This window comes from Staphylococcus sp. HMSC062A01 (assembly GCF_001836805.1).
GTDB classification, from domain to species: Bacteria; Bacillota; Bacilli; order Staphylococcales; family Staphylococcaceae; genus Staphylococcus; species Staphylococcus haemolyticus.
Genome location: NZ_KV830623.1, coordinates 1 through 15,565 on the forward strand (window position 1 = coordinate 1; position 15,565 = coordinate 15,565).

The 15,565-nt window shown below is 31.9% G+C and carries 19 protein-coding genes; 17 read left to right on the forward strand and 2 right to left on the reverse strand.

The features are described from left to right. Both HMPREF2715_RS12035 and HMPREF2715_RS06185 read left to right on the forward strand, forming a co-directional pair. Positions 1-392 (forward strand): hypothetical protein (locus HMPREF2715_RS12035; RefSeq protein WP_176746967.1); only part of this gene is annotated, 392 nt, incomplete at its 5' end. A gap of 400 nt (positions 393-792) precedes the next feature. Further along, positions 793-3,378 (forward strand): YSIRK-type signal peptide-containing protein, encoded by a 2,586-nt coding sequence (locus tag HMPREF2715_RS06185; RefSeq protein WP_070839658.1) that lies wholly within the window; start codon positions 793-795, stop codon positions 3,376-3,378. Positions 3,379-3,458: 80 nt separating this feature from the next. Here the strand turns inward: HMPREF2715_RS06185 and HMPREF2715_RS06190 are convergent, their stop codons facing one another. Both HMPREF2715_RS06190 and HMPREF2715_RS06195 read right to left on the reverse strand, forming a co-directional pair. After that, positions 3,459-3,860: a ribonuclease HI family protein gene (locus HMPREF2715_RS06190; RefSeq protein ID WP_037551461.1), complete on the reverse strand. Its 402-nt coding sequence runs from the start codon at positions 3,858-3,860 to the stop codon at positions 3,459-3,461. A 118-nt stretch (positions 3,861-3,978) separates the two neighbouring features. Continuing rightward, positions 3,979-4,683, reverse strand: coding sequence for a queuosine precursor transporter (locus HMPREF2715_RS06195; RefSeq protein ID WP_053026685.1), 705 nt, complete (start codon positions 4,681-4,683; stop codon positions 3,979-3,981). A 205-nt stretch (positions 4,684-4,888) separates the two neighbouring features. Here HMPREF2715_RS06195 and HMPREF2715_RS11655 point away from each other — a divergent pair, with 205 nt between their 5' ends. The 15 genes from HMPREF2715_RS11655 to HMPREF2715_RS06265 all read left to right on the forward strand — a co-directional run bounded on the left by HMPREF2715_RS11655 (position 4,889) and on the right by HMPREF2715_RS06265 (position 15,351). Beyond that, positions 4,889-5,083, forward strand: coding sequence for a zinc-finger domain-containing protein (locus HMPREF2715_RS11655; protein ID WP_075140546.1), 195 nt, complete (start codon positions 4,889-4,891; stop codon positions 5,081-5,083). A 12-nt stretch (positions 5,084-5,095) separates the two neighbouring features. Continuing rightward, complete coding sequence (locus tag HMPREF2715_RS06200; protein ID WP_070439964.1) at positions 5,096-5,347, forward strand: NifU N-terminal domain-containing protein; 252 nt, start codon at positions 5,096-5,098, stop codon at positions 5,345-5,347. 24 nt (positions 5,348-5,371) lie between these two features. Next, positions 5,372-6,484 (forward strand): conserved virulence factor C family protein, encoded by a 1,113-nt coding sequence (locus HMPREF2715_RS06205; protein ID WP_070581368.1) that lies wholly within the window; start codon positions 5,372-5,374, stop codon positions 6,482-6,484. Positions 6,485-6,520: 36 nt separating this feature from the next. Further along, positions 6,521-6,955, forward strand: a complete 435-nt coding sequence (brxA, locus tag HMPREF2715_RS06210; protein ID WP_070839661.1) for a bacilliredoxin BrxA — start codon at positions 6,521-6,523, stop codon at positions 6,953-6,955. A 236-nt stretch (positions 6,956-7,191) separates the two neighbouring features. Then, the gene (locus HMPREF2715_RS06215) at positions 7,192-8,148 is read left to right on the forward strand and encodes a thymidylate synthase (protein ID WP_070581370.1); all 957 of its coding nucleotides are present in this window, start codon (positions 7,192-7,194) and stop codon (positions 8,146-8,148) included. A 56-nt stretch (positions 8,149-8,204) separates the two neighbouring features. Then, entirely contained in the window at positions 8,205-8,684 is a 480-nt protein-coding gene (locus HMPREF2715_RS06220) for a dihydrofolate reductase (protein ID WP_070581371.1), read from the forward strand. A gap of 26 nt (positions 8,685-8,710) precedes the next feature. Further along, positions 8,711-9,556 carry a DegV family protein gene (locus HMPREF2715_RS06225; RefSeq protein WP_070439972.1) on the forward strand — a complete coding sequence of 282 codons (846 nt, stop codon included), beginning with the start codon at positions 8,711-8,713 and terminating at the stop codon, positions 9,554-9,556. A 113-nt stretch (positions 9,557-9,669) separates the two neighbouring features. Beyond that, positions 9,670-10,197, forward strand: coding sequence for a peptide-methionine (S)-S-oxide reductase MsrA (msrA, locus tag HMPREF2715_RS06230; protein ID WP_011275777.1), 528 nt, complete (start codon positions 9,670-9,672; stop codon positions 10,195-10,197). Further along, complete coding sequence (gene msrB / locus HMPREF2715_RS06235) at positions 10,190-10,618, forward strand: peptide-methionine (R)-S-oxide reductase MsrB (RefSeq protein ID WP_037551444.1); 429 nt, start codon at positions 10,190-10,192, stop codon at positions 10,616-10,618. The genes msrA and msrB overlap by 8 nt, the downstream gene beginning before the upstream one ends. A gap of 12 nt (positions 10,619-10,630) precedes the next feature. Continuing rightward, entirely contained in the window at positions 10,631-11,131 is a 501-nt protein-coding gene (locus HMPREF2715_RS06240) for a PTS sugar transporter subunit IIA (RefSeq protein ID WP_053017653.1), read from the forward strand. Further along, positions 11,131-11,352 carry a YozE family protein gene (locus HMPREF2715_RS06245; protein WP_070439979.1) on the forward strand — a complete coding sequence of 74 codons (222 nt, stop codon included), beginning with the start codon at positions 11,131-11,133 and terminating at the stop codon, positions 11,350-11,352. Before HMPREF2715_RS06240 ends, HMPREF2715_RS06245 begins: the two co-directional genes overlap by 1 nt. A gap of 276 nt (positions 11,353-11,628) precedes the next feature. Continuing rightward, the gene (locus HMPREF2715_RS06250; RefSeq protein WP_070581372.1) at positions 11,629-13,101 is read left to right on the forward strand and encodes a S41 family peptidase; all 1,473 of its coding nucleotides are present in this window, start codon (positions 11,629-11,631) and stop codon (positions 13,099-13,101) included. An 18-nt stretch (positions 13,102-13,119) separates the two neighbouring features. Next, on the forward strand, positions 13,120-13,623 hold the full coding sequence (locus HMPREF2715_RS06255) for a GNAT family N-acetyltransferase (protein ID WP_011275782.1): 504 nt from the start codon (positions 13,120-13,122) through the stop codon (positions 13,621-13,623). Positions 13,624-13,641: 18 nt separating this feature from the next. After that, the gene (locus tag HMPREF2715_RS06260) at positions 13,642-14,709 is read left to right on the forward strand and encodes an undecaprenyldiphospho-muramoylpentapeptide beta-N-acetylglucosaminyltransferase (protein ID WP_070581373.1); all 1,068 of its coding nucleotides are present in this window, start codon (positions 13,642-13,644) and stop codon (positions 14,707-14,709) included. A gap of 18 nt (positions 14,710-14,727) precedes the next feature. Next, entirely contained in the window at positions 14,728-15,351 is a 624-nt protein-coding gene (locus tag HMPREF2715_RS06265) for a phosphatase PAP2 family protein (protein ID WP_070581374.1), read from the forward strand. The last annotated feature ends 214 nt before the right edge of the window (positions 15,352-15,565 follow it).

Below are 15,565 nucleotides of genomic sequence, written 5' to 3' on the forward strand. Positions count from 1 at the left end.
TTACACCAACGGTGCCTATTCCAGAAGGTAATGTCACTGTAAAAGCCACGGATAATGCAGAACATCCTAATAGTTCTGTATCTAAGCCAGTAAAAGCTACTAAACCGACTGTAAAATCAGGTAAAAAAGCTAAACACTATAAAACAAAAATATCTAAGAACCATAATTCAAAAGAGTATAGAAACCAAAATTCAAATAAATCTAAAAATACAATACGTGGTGTAAAGAAAAATGAAACTAATGTAGATGGTATTTCTAAAAATAAAGTAAAAGATTTACCAAATACTGGTATAAAAGAAACAACAGATAATTCTTTACCTTATTTAGTTACACTACTAGGTAGCTTTGTTTTACTAATTGGTAGAAGAAAAGATAATAACAGAAATAAGTAATTCTAATATTTCTTATATATATGCTAATTAGAAAATCCACTGAGATCTTAAATGATTTCAGTGGATTTTTGATTTTCAAAAATTCATATATTTATATTAATTTAAAATTAAAGTATCTATTGAAAATATAATCATATCAATATAATTTGACGAAATATTTCAGAGACATTTATTAAAAACTTTACCCCGTTTAGAAACGAATTAAAATAAGAAGACTATTTTTAAATATCACAACATTTATTACAAAACGAATGATATAATAATATTATATAAATTAAATTTGATTTCTATATCTAGTATGATATTAAATTAATAGTTATGTGAAATGCGCTAAATTAAAATGTCATAAACAATAACTTTTATTAATTTCCACTAAAATAGTAAAGGAGAATATCGCACCATGAATCAACATAATCAATTACAAAAATTTAGCATTCGTAAATATGCAATCGGTACTTTTTCAACATTAGTAGCGACATTCGTATTTTTAGGGGTAAACAACGATGCACAAGCTAGCGAGCATTTAAATCTCACTCAACAACTTACGAATAACAATCAAGAAAGTATAATTAACGAAAGTACAAATACGTCAATTCAACATTTAGCCAATAATAACACAGGTCAAGTACAATCAAATCAAGTCAATAACACTAATAATAAAGTTAAATTAATTAAACAAACTAATAATGATTCTAGTGTATCAAATCATCCACAAAACATTCACATTAGAAAAAAAAGAGCTTCTAATTCAGATGAAACTGATTTCACTAGAGTAGTTACAGGAACAGTTGAAGATTCTTCTAATCCAGCAACAAACCCTTCATCACCAACGACAAATGATCAGCAAGCACCGCTTATTAAACCAACTTTTGTTACAAGTGTGGGCGATGCAGCTAATACGAAAAGACCAATTGAAATATTGACTTCACCTAATACTGAGGTAGCACTATTGGATAAAGATGGTGCAACAATGGGTACTGGTAGAACAAATGAAACGGGTCATGTCACTATTACTCCACAGCAGTGGATTCCCAAAGGTAATGTTTCGGCAAGAGCCACTCGTGGTACGGAAAGTGTTACATCAGATCCTGTGGAAGCGTTGAATATAGACCCTCAACATAGACCATTTGTAATCGAAGTTACAACTGATCCTTTTACAAGAATTGAATTAAGGGATAAATACAATAAACCTTTAGGGGCTTCAAGAACAAATGATAAAGGTCATGCTTACATTGTACCAACTAGACCTATTCCTGAAGGTAATGTAACAGCTGTAGCTACTGACGATAGTGGAAACTCATCTACTTCAGATCCTAAGAAAGCTACCGACACTACACCGCCTGATAAACCAATTATTCATACAAATTTAGTGGATAAAGTAGGTACAGTAACACCAATTGAAATTACTACTGACCCTGATACTAAAGTTGAATTATTTGATAAAGATAATAATTTATTAGGTAGTGGAATGACTGATCATACTGGACATATTACAATTACTCCAAATAGACCATTGGTTGAAGGACCATTAACGGCAAAAGCAACAGATGATGCGGAAACACCAAATAGCAGTTATTCAGACCCAGTAAATGTAACAGATTTAACACCACCAACTTCACCTAATCTAGAAACTGACCTAACTAGTAAAGCTGGTACTCAAACACCGATTACAGTTACAACAGATCCTGACACGGTTGTTGAATTGTTTGATAAAGATGGTAATAGTCTGGGATCTGGAACAACTGATTCTACTGGACACGTAACAATTAAACCTAATCGTCCGATTCCGGAAGGTGATGTAACCGCTAAAGCAACTGATAACGCAGAACATCCAAATAGTTCTACTTCTCAGCCTAAAAAAGCAACGGACACAACACCACCAATCATTCCAATTTTTAATACAGAGATAGGTGGCAAAGCTGGTACTCAAACGCCAATCACTGTTACGACTGATCCTAACACAACTGTTGAATTGTTTGATAAAGATGGTAATAGTTTAGGTTCTGGTGAAACAAATGGTTCTGGACAAGTGACAATCATACCGAATAAAGCAATTCCTGAAGGCAATATCACTGCTAAGGCGACTGACCATGCAGAACATCCTAATAGTTCTACCTCTGAACCAGTAAAAGCGACTGATACAACACCACCTACAAAACCATCTGTTGTGGGTAACTTGGGTGGTAAAGCCGGTAGTATTGATCCTGTGGAAGTAACTACTGATCCAAATACTAAAGTTGAACTTTTAGATAAAGATGGTAATGTGATTGGTTCTGGCATGACTGATAGTACTGGACGTGCGTTTATTACACCAACTAAACCTATTCCTGAAGGTAATGTCACTGCCAAGGCAACAGATAATGCGGAAGTACCTAACAGTTCAATTTCGGATCCAGTAAAAGCGACTGATACGACGCCACCGAATATACCAACATTTAATACAGACGTTTCTGATAAAGGTGGAACTCTAACACCAATTTCAATTACGACTGACCCCAATACTCATGTTGATATTATTGATAAGGATGGTAATATCATTGGTTCTGGCATTACAGACGGTCAAGGGCACGTAACAATAACGCCAAATCTTCCAATCCCTGAAGGAAATATTTACGTAAAAGCGACTGACAATGCAGCACAACCAAATAGTTCTTTATCTAAACCAGTTAAAGCAACATTAGCAGACAATGATAGAGCAGATAAAAATGGTCGTCGTACTCACAATACAATTCAAAAAGATTCAAAACACAATAGTGGAAATACAGGTGATCAAGGTGATAATTTGAATGGCTATAATCAAAATGGTAATAATCAAAATTATCACAACAATTACAATCATAATCAAAATGATAGAAATCAAAATACTGTAGGCTCTTTACCTAACACTGGTTACAACAATAGTGAATCATCAACTGCATTCTTAATGACTTCACTATTAAGTGGGATCGCATTATTATTAAGAAGATTTAAAAAAGAAGAGAAGTAATGGCTTTTTTACTTAACTAAAAAACACCCCCTCTATTTAATTTCAAATTAAATAGAGGGGTGTAATGTATTAAACTAATGTTAATTTTTCTTTTTAGTTAGTTTAAACAATGCTTGTTGCGCCATATGATTTGCTTCTTTATTTTGTTCTCTAGGTACCCATTTTACAAACACCAATTCAAAACTTTTTTCAAGTATTTCCAAATTCTCATAATATGGTTTAAATCGTGCGTTTTTTACAAATCCTTGATTAACACTATCTTCAATTAATTTTGAATCAGTATATAATAAAGCATTAACAACATTCAGTTCACGAGCATGTTCAAGTGCATGAATAAGGGCAGCCCATTCCGCGCTGTGATTATCTAGTTCCCCTAAGTCGTGCGTATATACATACTTTTCATCATTCTCTTTGATAACTATTCCGCATGCACTTCGCCCAGGATTACCTCTGGTAGCTGCATCAAAGTAAATTTTTGCCATATAAATTTAACACCTTTTTAATTTTTATAATTTCACTATTCTTATCGTATTACAAAATAAGAAAATAGGGAATGGCATAGATTTCATTAAGAAATCATTTCCATTCCCATAATATTCTTTAATATCCCTTATCTAGTTTATGAATTTGACCTTTACGATACATAGATTTAGCTATATAACCGAATGGTACATTAAATATAGTAGAAATAAGTTTTAATAAATAAGTTGTAATGAATATTTCGAATACAACCATATTTGGTAAAGTTCCTGCAAACGCAATTGTGACAAACAGTGCTGTGTCAATAATTGAACTTAACATGGTACTACCATAAGCACGAATGATAAATGTTTTATCTGAGCTAAATACTTTTTTAATTGCGGAGAAAATAAATACATCAACGTGTTGTCCAATAATATACGCAATAATTGAACCTAATGCAATTCTTGGCACTAAATCAAATATTGTTGATAAAGATTTTTGAGCCATATCCTCAGGTGCCGGTATAAAATGTAGTGACATTTGCATAACAATAATCATAACCAATGTAGAAGAAAATCCTAACCATACAGCTCTTTTCGCAACTTTGCGACCATAAATGTCATTAAGTATATCTGTAGCTAAATAAATAGACGCAAACATGACATTACCCAAAGTAGCAGAAATACCAAAAATATGAACTGTTTTGATTACTTGAATATTAGCAATAATTGTACCAATTGCTACCCAAGCAATTAAGCCTTGTTTGCCAAAACATCGAAACATTATAACCATTAATATAAATGTAACAAGAAATGTTGTTACACCGAAAATTTCATTATACATAAATATCCTCCTAAATTTTGATGATGCGGGTGTTTAGAAACCGCAAAAAACAACTTAATTATTTTATAGTAATTACTACATAAATGCAATAAGACTTACCGTTTTCATCAACACTTATTATTTATTAAATCGATTATTTCAAAATAAATACAAATTAAGTTATACTTATTCCATGCTTATATTAAGACAATACTGTATTTAAGGAGTGACTGTTATACTTACACATTCCGAACAAGAAGCAATTGATAAAATTGATGAATTAATGAATACCTATTGTGAAAAATGTTTACTAAAAACACATATCAGAAAGACGGAAGGTAAGACACAAGCACACCATTTTTGTATATCTGAGTGTTCGATAGGTAAACAAATCAAACAATTAGGTAATGAACTTCAATAGGAGGTAAGGACTATGCAAATTGTTTCAATTGAAGAAACACCAAATCATAACACTATGAAAATTAACCTAAGTGAAAAAAGAGAAGATAACAAATCTAATACATTTACTTCTGCACAAGAAGGACAACCTGATTTCATAAATAAACTGTTCGAGATTGAGGGTGTAAAATCAATATTCTATGTTATGGATTTTATTTCTGTCGATAAAGAAGATAATGCAGATTGGAATAATATTCTTCCTCAAATTCAATATACTTTTGAATAAATATTTACAAGGGGACATGCACTTATGGAAATATTAAGAGTAGAGCCGACACCAAGCCCTAATACTATGAAAATCGTATTATCTAACAAAAGGGAAGATAATAAATCTAATACATTCACATACATAGAAGAACAACAACCACAATTTATTAATGATTTATTAGCAATTGACGGTGTCAAATCTATATTTTATGTGATGGACTTCTTAGCTATTGATAAAGAGCCTAAATCCGATTGGGAAGTGGTCTTACCTCAAATCACTTCAACTTTAAATAGTGAGTCATTTATAGATTCATCACAAAAGCTTGATGAACACTATGGAGAGATTAAAGCTGAAGCACTTATGTTTAAAGGTATTCCATATCAAATTAAACTCACTACGACTTCAGATGAAAATCGTAAGCAGTTGCCGGACTATTTTGTTGAGAGTATGTTAAAAGCTCAAAAAGATGGAGACAATGTTGTGTTTTTACGTAAATGGCAAGATTTGGGAGTTAGATACGGTGATTTAGAAGAAGTTATGAATGAAGTGTACGAAGAAATCATTGCTTTATATCCATCTGAAAAGTTAGCATCTCTAGTTCAAACTGCATTAGAAACTGATATTGTTATTCCGCAACAACAATATCACCATGTAACTTTAAATGAATATAAAGAGGCTACTGATTGGAAAGATAAATTAAGAATGTTAAAAGAATTTCCAACACCTACATTTCAAAATATTGACTTATTAGATGAAGCTTTACAAGAAGATAAAGCACCCCTAAGACGACAAGCTATAGTATTAATAGGCATGATTGAAGATAAAGAAATTCTTCCATACTTATATAAAGGCTTGCATGATAAGAGTCCAGCTGTTAGACGCACTGCTGGAGATTGCTTAAGTGATTTAGGTTTTAAAGAGGCTCTGCCTGAAATGGAAAAAGCCTTAAATGATCCGCAAAAAATTGTACGCTGGAGAGCTGCTATGTTTCTATTTGATGAAGGCGGACCTGAACAATTACCTAGCCTAAAGTCACACGCTAATGATCCTGCTTATGAGGTCAAACTTCAAATTGAGATGGCAATTTCTAGAATTGAAAATGGTAATGAGGCACTAGGTTCTGTATGGAAACAAATAGCTAATCGAAATAAATAATTATGTTAAAGTAAAATTAAATTAGGAGTGAAAATTATGAATCCTTATGAACAATATATGCAAGAATTAGCACAACAAATGAGAGCTGAACTCACTGAAAATGGTTTTGAAAGTTTAGAAACAAGTGAAGATGTATCAAATTATATGAAAAATGTTAACGAAGAAGATACAACATTTGTAGTAATTAACTCTACATGTGGTTGTGCTGCTGGCTTAGCCAGACCTGCAGCTGTTGCCGTAGCAGAGCAAAATGACAAAAAACCAACAAATAAAATCACTGTATTTGCTGGACAGGATAAAGAAGCAACTCAAGCGATGCGAGAGTACATCCAACAAGTTCCATCAAGTCCATCCTACGCTTTATTTAAAGGAACAGTATTAAAACATTTTATCCCTAGGGAATATATCGAAGGTCGTGACATTCAAGATATCTGTATGGATATTAAAGATGCATTTGACGAAAACTGTTAAGCAGTATAATTTTAAATAATTTGAGTCATCCTTATTAAAGAATACACTCAGAGTTACTATTGTAATCCTAAATTAAGGGTATAAACTTGAATTGAATAAATAAGGACTCACTTTTCAATCCCAAATATAAAATTAAAAACTAATTTTATATTTGGGATTTTTTTATTTTAATTTTATAAATACGCATTATCTAGTATAATATTCAGTAATATAAACAATTCTAGGAGATGAGCAAAATGTTAAATTCCTTTGATTCAGCTTATCATGCTTTATGCGAAGAAATATTAGAAATTGGTAATCAACGGGATGATCGTACTCATACCGGTACTATTTCTAAATTTGGTCATCAGTTACGATTTGATTTATCTAAGGGTTTCCCATTACTTACAACAAAAAAAGTATCTTTCAAACTTATCGCTACAGAATTATTATGGTTTATTAAAGGCGATACAAATATACAATACTTACTAAAATATAATAATAATATTTGGAATGAGTGGGCCTTCGAAAAATATGTGCAATCTAATGATTATCATGGTCCTGATATGACCAATTTTGGTCATAGAGCACTACAAGATGATAATTTTAATGAACTGTATAAAGAAGAAATGTCTAAATTCAAACAACACATTTTAAATGATAACTCATTTGCAAAAAAATACGGAGATTTAGGTAATGTATATGGTAAACAATGGAGAGATTGGGTAGATAAAGAAGGTAACCACTTTGATCAACTTAAAACAGTTATTGAACAAATTAAAAATAGTCCAAATTCTCGCCGACATATTGTCTCAGCATGGAATCCAACAGAAATAGATAGCATGGCTTTGCCACCATGTCATACTATGTTCCAATTTTATGTTCAAGATGGCAGATTAAGTTGTCAATTGTATCAACGAAGTGCAGATATTTTCTTAGGTGTACCATTTAATATTGCTAGCTATGCATTATTAACACATTTAATAGCAAAAGAATGTGATCTTGAAGTTGGAGAATTTGTGCATACTTTTGGTGACGCACATATTTACTCTAATCATATTGAAGCAATAAAAACACAATTGTCTAGAAACAGTTTTGATCCGCCAACTTTAAAAATTAATTCAAATGCATCCATTTTCGATATCAATTACGAAGATTTAGAATTAATTGGATATAACTCACACCCTGCAATTAAGGCACCTATTGCAGTATAATAGGCTGAAATTTTGCGGTTATTAATATAAACAATTTTTTCATACGGAGGGGAAATATGACTTTATCAATTTTAGTAGCACATGATGAACAACGCGTTATTGGATATAATAATGATTTACCGTGGCATTTACCTAATGATTTGAAACATGTTAAAAAATTATCAACTGGAAATACACTAGTGATGGGGAGAAGAACATTTGAGTCAATTGGTAAACCGCTTCCTAACAGAAGAAATGTAGTGTTAACGAGTGACACAACGTTTAACGTTGATGGTGTAGATGTGATTCATTCTATAGATGATATTTACAAATTAGAAGGTCACATTTTCATCTTTGGTGGTCAATCATTATTTGAAGAAATGATTGATAAAGTAGATGATATGTACATTACTGTTGTTGATGGTAAACATCAGGGCGATACATTTTTCCCACCTTATACTTTTGAAAAATGGGAAGTAGAGTCATCGGTAGACGGAGAGTTAGATGAGAAAAATACAATTCCACATACGTTTTTACATTTAGTACGTAAACATTAAATTAAATTGATATACCGGAGGCACTTATGACTAAACAAATTATCGTGACGGATTCTACATCAGATTTATCACATGAATATCTAAAACAAAATAATATACACGTAGTACCTTTAAGCTTAACGATTGACGGAAAATCATTTGTTGATCAAATAGATATTACATCTGAGGCTTATATTCAACGAATTGAGGAAGATGCCGACGTAAAAACAAGCCAACCACCAATCGGGAAATTTATTGAACTATACGAAGAACTTGGTAAAGAGGATGTTGAAATCTTTAGTATCCATATGTCATCAGGTCTAAGCGGTACATACCAAACTGCTTTGCAAGCCAGTGATATGGTTGACACTAAAGTAACCGTAATTGATTCCAAATCTATTTCATTCGGACTCGGCTACCAAATCCAACGACTTGTTGAATTAATTAATACGAATCTTTCGTCTAATCAAATCGTAGACAAACTCAAAGAATTACAAAAGAACACTAAACTCTTTGTTGTAATTGGACAATTAAATCAATTAATTAAAGGTGGGCGCATAAGTAAGACAAAAGGTTTTATTGGTAATATAATGAAAATTAAACCCGTCGGCACTTTAGAAGATGGATATTTAGAAATCGTACATAATGCACGTACACAAAATTCTAGTATTCAATATCTAAAAAAAGAAATTTCAGAATTTATCGATAAAAATAAAATTAAATCGATTGGTGTTGCTCACGCAAACGTTCTTGACTTTGTTAACAAGCTCAAGTTGCAATTTGATGAGGTATTCGGCCAACAGAAATATGATGTTAATGTAACGACACCAGTTATTTCAACTCATACTGGTCAAGGAGCAATCGGCTTGGTTGTTGTTCGTGAATCAAATTAATCTCATTGTTTACTTCCTATTGTTCTTTTAATAAAATTCATCAATGTGAGTAGATTACTTTAAATAATAGTATTTATATCGTAAATTTAAATAATGACAGAGGAGGTAGTAATATGGCATATGCAACTTTAGCTGGAGGATGTTTCTGGTGTATGGTTAAGCCTTTTACATCATATCCCGGTATTGAAGAGGTAGTATCTGGATATAGTGGAGGTCATGTTGAAAATCCAACGTATGAACAAGTTTGTACTAATCAAACTGGACATAGGGAAGCTGTTCAAATTCAGTTCAACTCAGACATTACGTCCTTTGAAAATATCTTAGATGTATATTTTAAAACTTTTGACCCTACAGACGGCGGTGGTCAATTCTTTGATAGAGGAGAAAGCTATGAACCGGCTATCTTTTATCATGATGAAGAGCAAAAGAAAGCAGCTGAACTTAAAATACAACAATTAAATGAAGAAGGTATTTTTAAAAAACCTGTTATAACGCCAATTCTTCCATACAAAAACTTTTATCCTGCTGAAGACTATCATCAAGATTATTACAAGAAAAACCCTGCTCATTATGAGCAATATCAACGTGGATCAGGAAGAAAATCATTTATCGAAACACATTGGGGGTCTCAAAATGATTAAAAAAGCTAAAAATGAATTAAATGAAATGGAATATTTAGTTACTCAAGAAAATGGTACTGAACCTCCATTTCAAAATGAATATTGGAATCATTTTGATAAGGGTATTTATGTAGATAAAATTTCGGGCAAACCATTGTTTACTTCTGAGGAAAAGTTTGAATCTAATTGTGGTTGGCCAAGTTTCTCTAAATCAATTGATGATAATGAAATCATTGAACTCGTAGACAAAACATTTGGTATGATTAGAACAGAAGTTAGATCGGAAGATGCTAACAGTCATTTAGGTCATGTATTCAACGATGGTCCGAAAGAAAGTGGTGGACTACGTTATTGTATTAATTCCGCAGCGATTCAATTTATCCCTTATGATAAGTTAGAAGAACTTGGATATGGAGATTTAATTCCGCATTTTGAAAAATAGGAGTGACTAATTATGTTTAAAAAATTATTTGGTAAAGGTAAAGAAGTTAATAAAGAAATTGAAATCTATGCACCACTAACTGGCGAATATATTAATATTGAGGATATTCCAGATCCAGTATTTGCACAAAAAATGATGGGCGAAGGCTTTGGTATTAACCCAACTGAAGGAGAAGTTGTTTCTCCAATTGAAGGTAAAGTTGACAATGTATTTCCAACTAAACACGCAATAGGACTTAAAGCAGATAATGGTTTAGAAATATTAGTTCATATTGGTTTAGACACTGTTCAATTAGATGGTCAAGGTTTCGAAATCTTAGTAAGTAGTGGCGACACTGTTCAAGTTGGTGATCCATTACTTAAATTTGATCTAGAATATATTAGAAATAATGCGAAAGATGTTATTTCACCAATTATTATTACAAATTCAGATCAAACTGAATCAATTCACGTTAATGATGTTAAAGCAGTCATTAAAGGTGAAACTAAAATTGTTGATGTGACAATGAGCTAATGAAAGAACATTCATTCTATCAATTTGCTCTAACGGTTAGAGGGCGTAAAGATAGCAAGGGAGAATTAGCTGAAGAAATATTTAATGATTTGTCTTTTCCAAAACATGAAAAAGATTTCAATCAATTGTCTGACTATATTGAAATGCAAAGCGACATATCAGTACCCATGTCAGTGTTTGATGATTTATATGAAGAGTATACAGAATGGTTAAAATTCTGACTTACTCAGTAATGTGATTAGCACATGTATCATATTAAAATTGCATTAAAAATTTCATAACAGCTAGCTAAATGAGAAGTATATCAAGCCTTTCTCAATTCTAGTCATCTTTTCGGGGGTGGAACGAATTCATTATGAATTCTGTCCCACTCCTTTTGTGCTTTTTATTCAACTTAATTTTTAAAAGTTGCGTTTGTGTCTAAGTAACGACATACTTATATTATCTTTTTAGATGAAATTATAAATTCATAAGATGTTATATGAGGAAGTGGTTTTATGAGTCAACATTCTGAGGAAAAACAAAGTAGTATAGACTCCAAACATAAAAATGAAACATCTTCTAATAAAAGAATCAATTTTAAAACTTGGCAAATTATAGTACTTTTATTAGGAGTTATCATTATTACAGCTGGTATTACAGTTGCTGCTACAATTGGTATCAGTCACAAAATAAGTGGATTAACTAAAGATGAACGTCAAGAAATTAAAAAAATTGAATATGCTTATAAGACACTGAATAATGATTACTACAAAAAACAAAATGCTAGTAAATTATCTGAGGCTGCTATAGATGGCATGGTTAAAGAACTTAAAGATCCTTATTCAGATTATATGACTAAAGATGAAACGAAAAGCTTTAATGAAGATGTTTCAGGCGACTTTGTAGGTATTGGTGCAGAAATGCAAAAAAAAGATAAACAAATTATGATTACAAGTCCAATGAAAGATTCTCCTGCTGAAAAAGCCGGTATCCAACCAAAAGATGTTGTTACTAAAGTGGATGAAAAATCCGTAGTAGGCAAACCTTTAGAGCAAGTAGTAAAATTAGTACGTGGTAAAGAGGGAACAATGGTCAAACTAACAATAAAACGTGGTTCTCAAGAAAAAGAAATTAAAATTAAACGTGGTAAAATCCATGTAAAAAGCGTGGAATATAAGAAGAAAGACAACATTGGAGTATTTACTATAAACAAATTCCAAGATAATACTGCAGGCGAACTTAAATCTGCTATTATTAAAGCTCATAAAGACGGTGTTCGTAATATAGTATTAGATTTAAGAAATAATCCTGGTGGTCTACTTGATGAAGCCGTAAAAATGGCTAATATCTTTATAGATAAAGATCAGACAGTTGTAAAACTTGAAAAAGGCGATGACACAGAATCAATCAAAACGTCAAATGACGCTTCTAAAGAAGCTAAAGACATGAAAGTTAGTATCTTAGTAAATGAAGGTTCTGCCAGTGCATCAGAAGTATTTACTGGTGCAATGAGAGACCACAAAAAAGCTAAAGTTTACGGTTCAAAAACTTTTGGTAAGGGAATAGTACAGACAACTCGTGAATTTAAAGATGGCTCATTATTGAAATATACACAAATGAAATGGTTAACACCTGATGGTCATTATATTCATGGGAAAGGTATACAACCTGATACAAAAATAGCTTCACCTAAATATCAATCTATCAGTGTCATTCCAACTGATAAATCTTATTCTGTTGGTGACAATACAAAATACGTGAAATCTATCAAAATCGGTTTAGATGCATTAGGCTACGACGTTAACAATGATTCTAAACAATTTGATACAAATTTGGAATCAGCTATTAAAAAATTCCAATCAGAACATGAATTATCATTAAATGGTAAATTCGATAAAAACACTAATGAGAAATTTACACAGTTATTAGTTGAAAAAGCTAATAAAGAAGATAAAGTTTTAGATGAATTAATTAATAAACTAAAATAAAGAGGTGTGTCAAAAACAATGATAAGACTAGGTAATATGCAAGATATTTCACAAATAGAAACTTTAGTTGAAGAAGCCAAAAAATTAATGAAAGAATTTAATAATAATCAATGGGATGATAAATATCCAGTTACAGAACACTTTGAAGAAGACATCAATACCGAAACACTATATGTGTTGGAAGAAAATGACACAATTTATGGCTTTATCGTGGTCGACCAACAACAATCAGAATGGTATGATGAGTTAGAATGGCCAATCGATCGTGAAGGTGCCTATGTCATTCATAGACTTGCTGGATCACAACAGTATAAAGGAGCAGCTACTGAGTTATTTGATTTCGCAGTTAAGTTAGCTGAAGAACATAATATCCATGTTCTTTTAACTGATACTTTTGCTCTAAATAAGCCAGCACAAGGACTCTTTGAAAAATTTGGTTTCATAAAAGTCGGTGAAGCAGAAATTGACTATCATCCATTTGATAGAGGCGCACCATTCTACGCATATTATAAAAACATTTAAGAATAGAGGTTAATTACTATGTCTAAAATAGCATTTACCGGTGGCGGTACTGTTGGACATGTATCGGTCAATTTAAGTTTAATTCCAACAGCTACTGATAAAGGGCACGACGCATTTTATATTGGTTCTAAAACAGGTATAGAACGTGAAATGATTGAATCACAATTACCTAACATTAAATATTATCCAATATCTAGCGGTAAATTACGTCGATATCTATCAGTTGATAATGCGAAAGACGTATTTAAAGTTTTAAAAGGTGTTATTGATGCACGCAAAGTATTAAAAAGAGAGAAACCAGATCTATTATTTTCTAAGGGAGGATTTGTTTCAGTTCCCGTAGTAATAGCTGCACGCTCACTAAACATTCCAACAATTATACATGAATCGGATTTAACACCAGGCTTAGCTAATAAAATTTCACTGAAATTTGCTAAAAAAATCTATACAACTTTTGAAGATACATTAAAATATTTACCTAAAGATAAAGCAGACTTCGTTGGCGCTACCATTCGACAAGACTTAAAAGAAGGTAATCAATCACGTGGTTACCAGTTAACAGGTTTCGATGCCTCAAAAAAAGTATTACTCGTCATGGGTGGTAGCTTAGGTAGTAAAAAGCTTAATCAAGCTATACGTGAAAATTTAGAAGCATTACTTCAAGACTATCAAATTATTCATTTAACAGGTCATGGACTAGTTGATTCTAGTATTGATGCTAAAGGCTATGTTCAGTATGAATTTGTTAAAGAAGAGTTAACAGATTTATTAGCTGTTACAGATACTGTAGTTAGCCGTGCAGGATCTAATGCTATTTATGAATTTTTAACATTGCGTATTCCTATGTTATTAATACCTTTAGGACTTGACCAATCACGTGGTGATCAAATTGATAATGCTGAGAATTTTGAATCTAAAGGGTACGGTAGAACCATCCCTGAAGATCAACTTACACAGGTTAAATTATTAGAACAACTTAAAGAAATTGAAAATGATCGAGAGTCAATCATTAAACAAATGCAGACTTACACAGAAAGTTATACGAAAGAAGATCTATTTAATAAAATTTTAAAGGACGCTCTATAAACTCAGGAGGTGCAGACAATGAATCGTACGAAACGTATTACTTTGCTAATCGTTTTTACCTTAATATTTGGTATCATTGCATCCTTCCATGAGTCTAGACTGGGTAAATGGATTGATACTGAAGTATATGAATTTATTTATTCATCTGAAAGTTTCATCACTACTTCTATCCTCTTGGGTGCCACTAAACTAGGAGAAGTATGGGCAATGGTCTGTCTATCTTTAATGTTAGTCGCATATTTAATGTTAAAACGCTTTAAAATCGAAGCGCTATTCTTTGTGATTGTTATGTCTCTTTCAAGTATATTAAATCCATTACTGAAGAATATTTTTGACCGAGAGCGTCCAACATTATTACGGTTAATTGATATATCTGGATTTAGCTTTCCTAGTGGCCATGCTATGGGGTCAACATCATTCTTTGGTAGTGCGATGTTCATAGCAAGTAGAAAAGCATCAGGTAATAATAAAGGAATTATTATAGGATTATGCGCATTATTTATTCTTCTGATTTCTATTTCAAGAGTATATTTAGGTGTGCATTATCCTACAGATGTCATTGCTGGTATAATTGGCGGTGCTTTTTGTATTGTTCTATCAACATTAATACTTAAAAATCATTTATATCCAACAACTACGTAAAATATATCGAGATACATTCTTAAAACGCGAGAATGTATCTCGATTTTTTTAAGGATTAAATATAAGCTATTTGAATTGGTAGATACTCAAAAGATTTAATCAAATCAGAATAACTAAATAAACTAAATAAAAAAAGCAATGAACCTCGGCATTAGATTCACTGCTTTTTATTAAAACGTTTAAAGTAAGTTTGAAACTTTAACGTTAGTCTTTT

Excerpts from the sequence above, each read along its gene's own strand:
- HMPREF2715_RS06200 (WP_070439964.1), top strand. The coding sequence starts at position 5,096 with ATGCAAATTGTTTCAATTGAAGAAACACCAAATCATAACACTATGAAA.
- HMPREF2715_RS06265 (WP_070581374.1), top strand. The coding sequence starts at position 14,728 with ATGAATCGTACGAAACGTATTACTTTGCTAATCGTTTTTACCTTAATA.
- HMPREF2715_RS06190 (WP_037551461.1), bottom strand. The coding sequence starts at position 3,860 with ATGGCAAAAATTTACTTTGATGCAGCTACCAGAGGTAATCCTGGGCGA.
- HMPREF2715_RS06245 (WP_070439979.1), top strand. The coding sequence starts at position 11,131 with ATGAAAGAACATTCATTCTATCAATTTGCTCTAACGGTTAGAGGGCGT.
- HMPREF2715_RS06220 (WP_070581371.1), top strand. The coding sequence starts at position 8,205 with ATGACTTTATCAATTTTAGTAGCACATGATGAACAACGCGTTATTGGA.
- brxA (WP_070839661.1), top strand. The coding sequence starts at position 6,521 with ATGAATCCTTATGAACAATATATGCAAGAATTAGCACAACAAATGAGA.
- HMPREF2715_RS06225 (WP_070439972.1), top strand. The coding sequence starts at position 8,711 with ATGACTAAACAAATTATCGTGACGGATTCTACATCAGATTTATCACAT.
- msrA (WP_011275777.1), top strand. The coding sequence starts at position 9,670 with ATGGCATATGCAACTTTAGCTGGAGGATGTTTCTGGTGTATGGTTAAG.
- HMPREF2715_RS06240 (WP_053017653.1), top strand. The coding sequence starts at position 10,631 with ATGTTTAAAAAATTATTTGGTAAAGGTAAAGAAGTTAATAAAGAAATT.
- HMPREF2715_RS06185 (WP_070839658.1), top strand. The coding sequence starts at position 793 with ATGAATCAACATAATCAATTACAAAAATTTAGCATTCGTAAATATGCA.
- msrB (WP_037551444.1), top strand. The coding sequence starts at position 10,190 with ATGATTAAAAAAGCTAAAAATGAATTAAATGAAATGGAATATTTAGTT.
- HMPREF2715_RS06215 (WP_070581370.1), top strand. The coding sequence starts at position 7,192 with ATGTTAAATTCCTTTGATTCAGCTTATCATGCTTTATGCGAAGAAATA.
- HMPREF2715_RS06250 (WP_070581372.1), top strand. The coding sequence starts at position 11,629 with ATGAGTCAACATTCTGAGGAAAAACAAAGTAGTATAGACTCCAAACAT.
- HMPREF2715_RS06205 (WP_070581368.1), top strand. The coding sequence starts at position 5,372 with ATGGAAATATTAAGAGTAGAGCCGACACCAAGCCCTAATACTATGAAA.
- HMPREF2715_RS06255 (WP_011275782.1), top strand. The coding sequence starts at position 13,120 with ATGATAAGACTAGGTAATATGCAAGATATTTCACAAATAGAAACTTTA.
- HMPREF2715_RS06195 (WP_053026685.1), bottom strand. The coding sequence starts at position 4,683 with ATGTATAATGAAATTTTCGGTGTAACAACATTTCTTGTTACATTTATA.
- HMPREF2715_RS06260 (WP_070581373.1), top strand. The coding sequence starts at position 13,642 with ATGTCTAAAATAGCATTTACCGGTGGCGGTACTGTTGGACATGTATCG.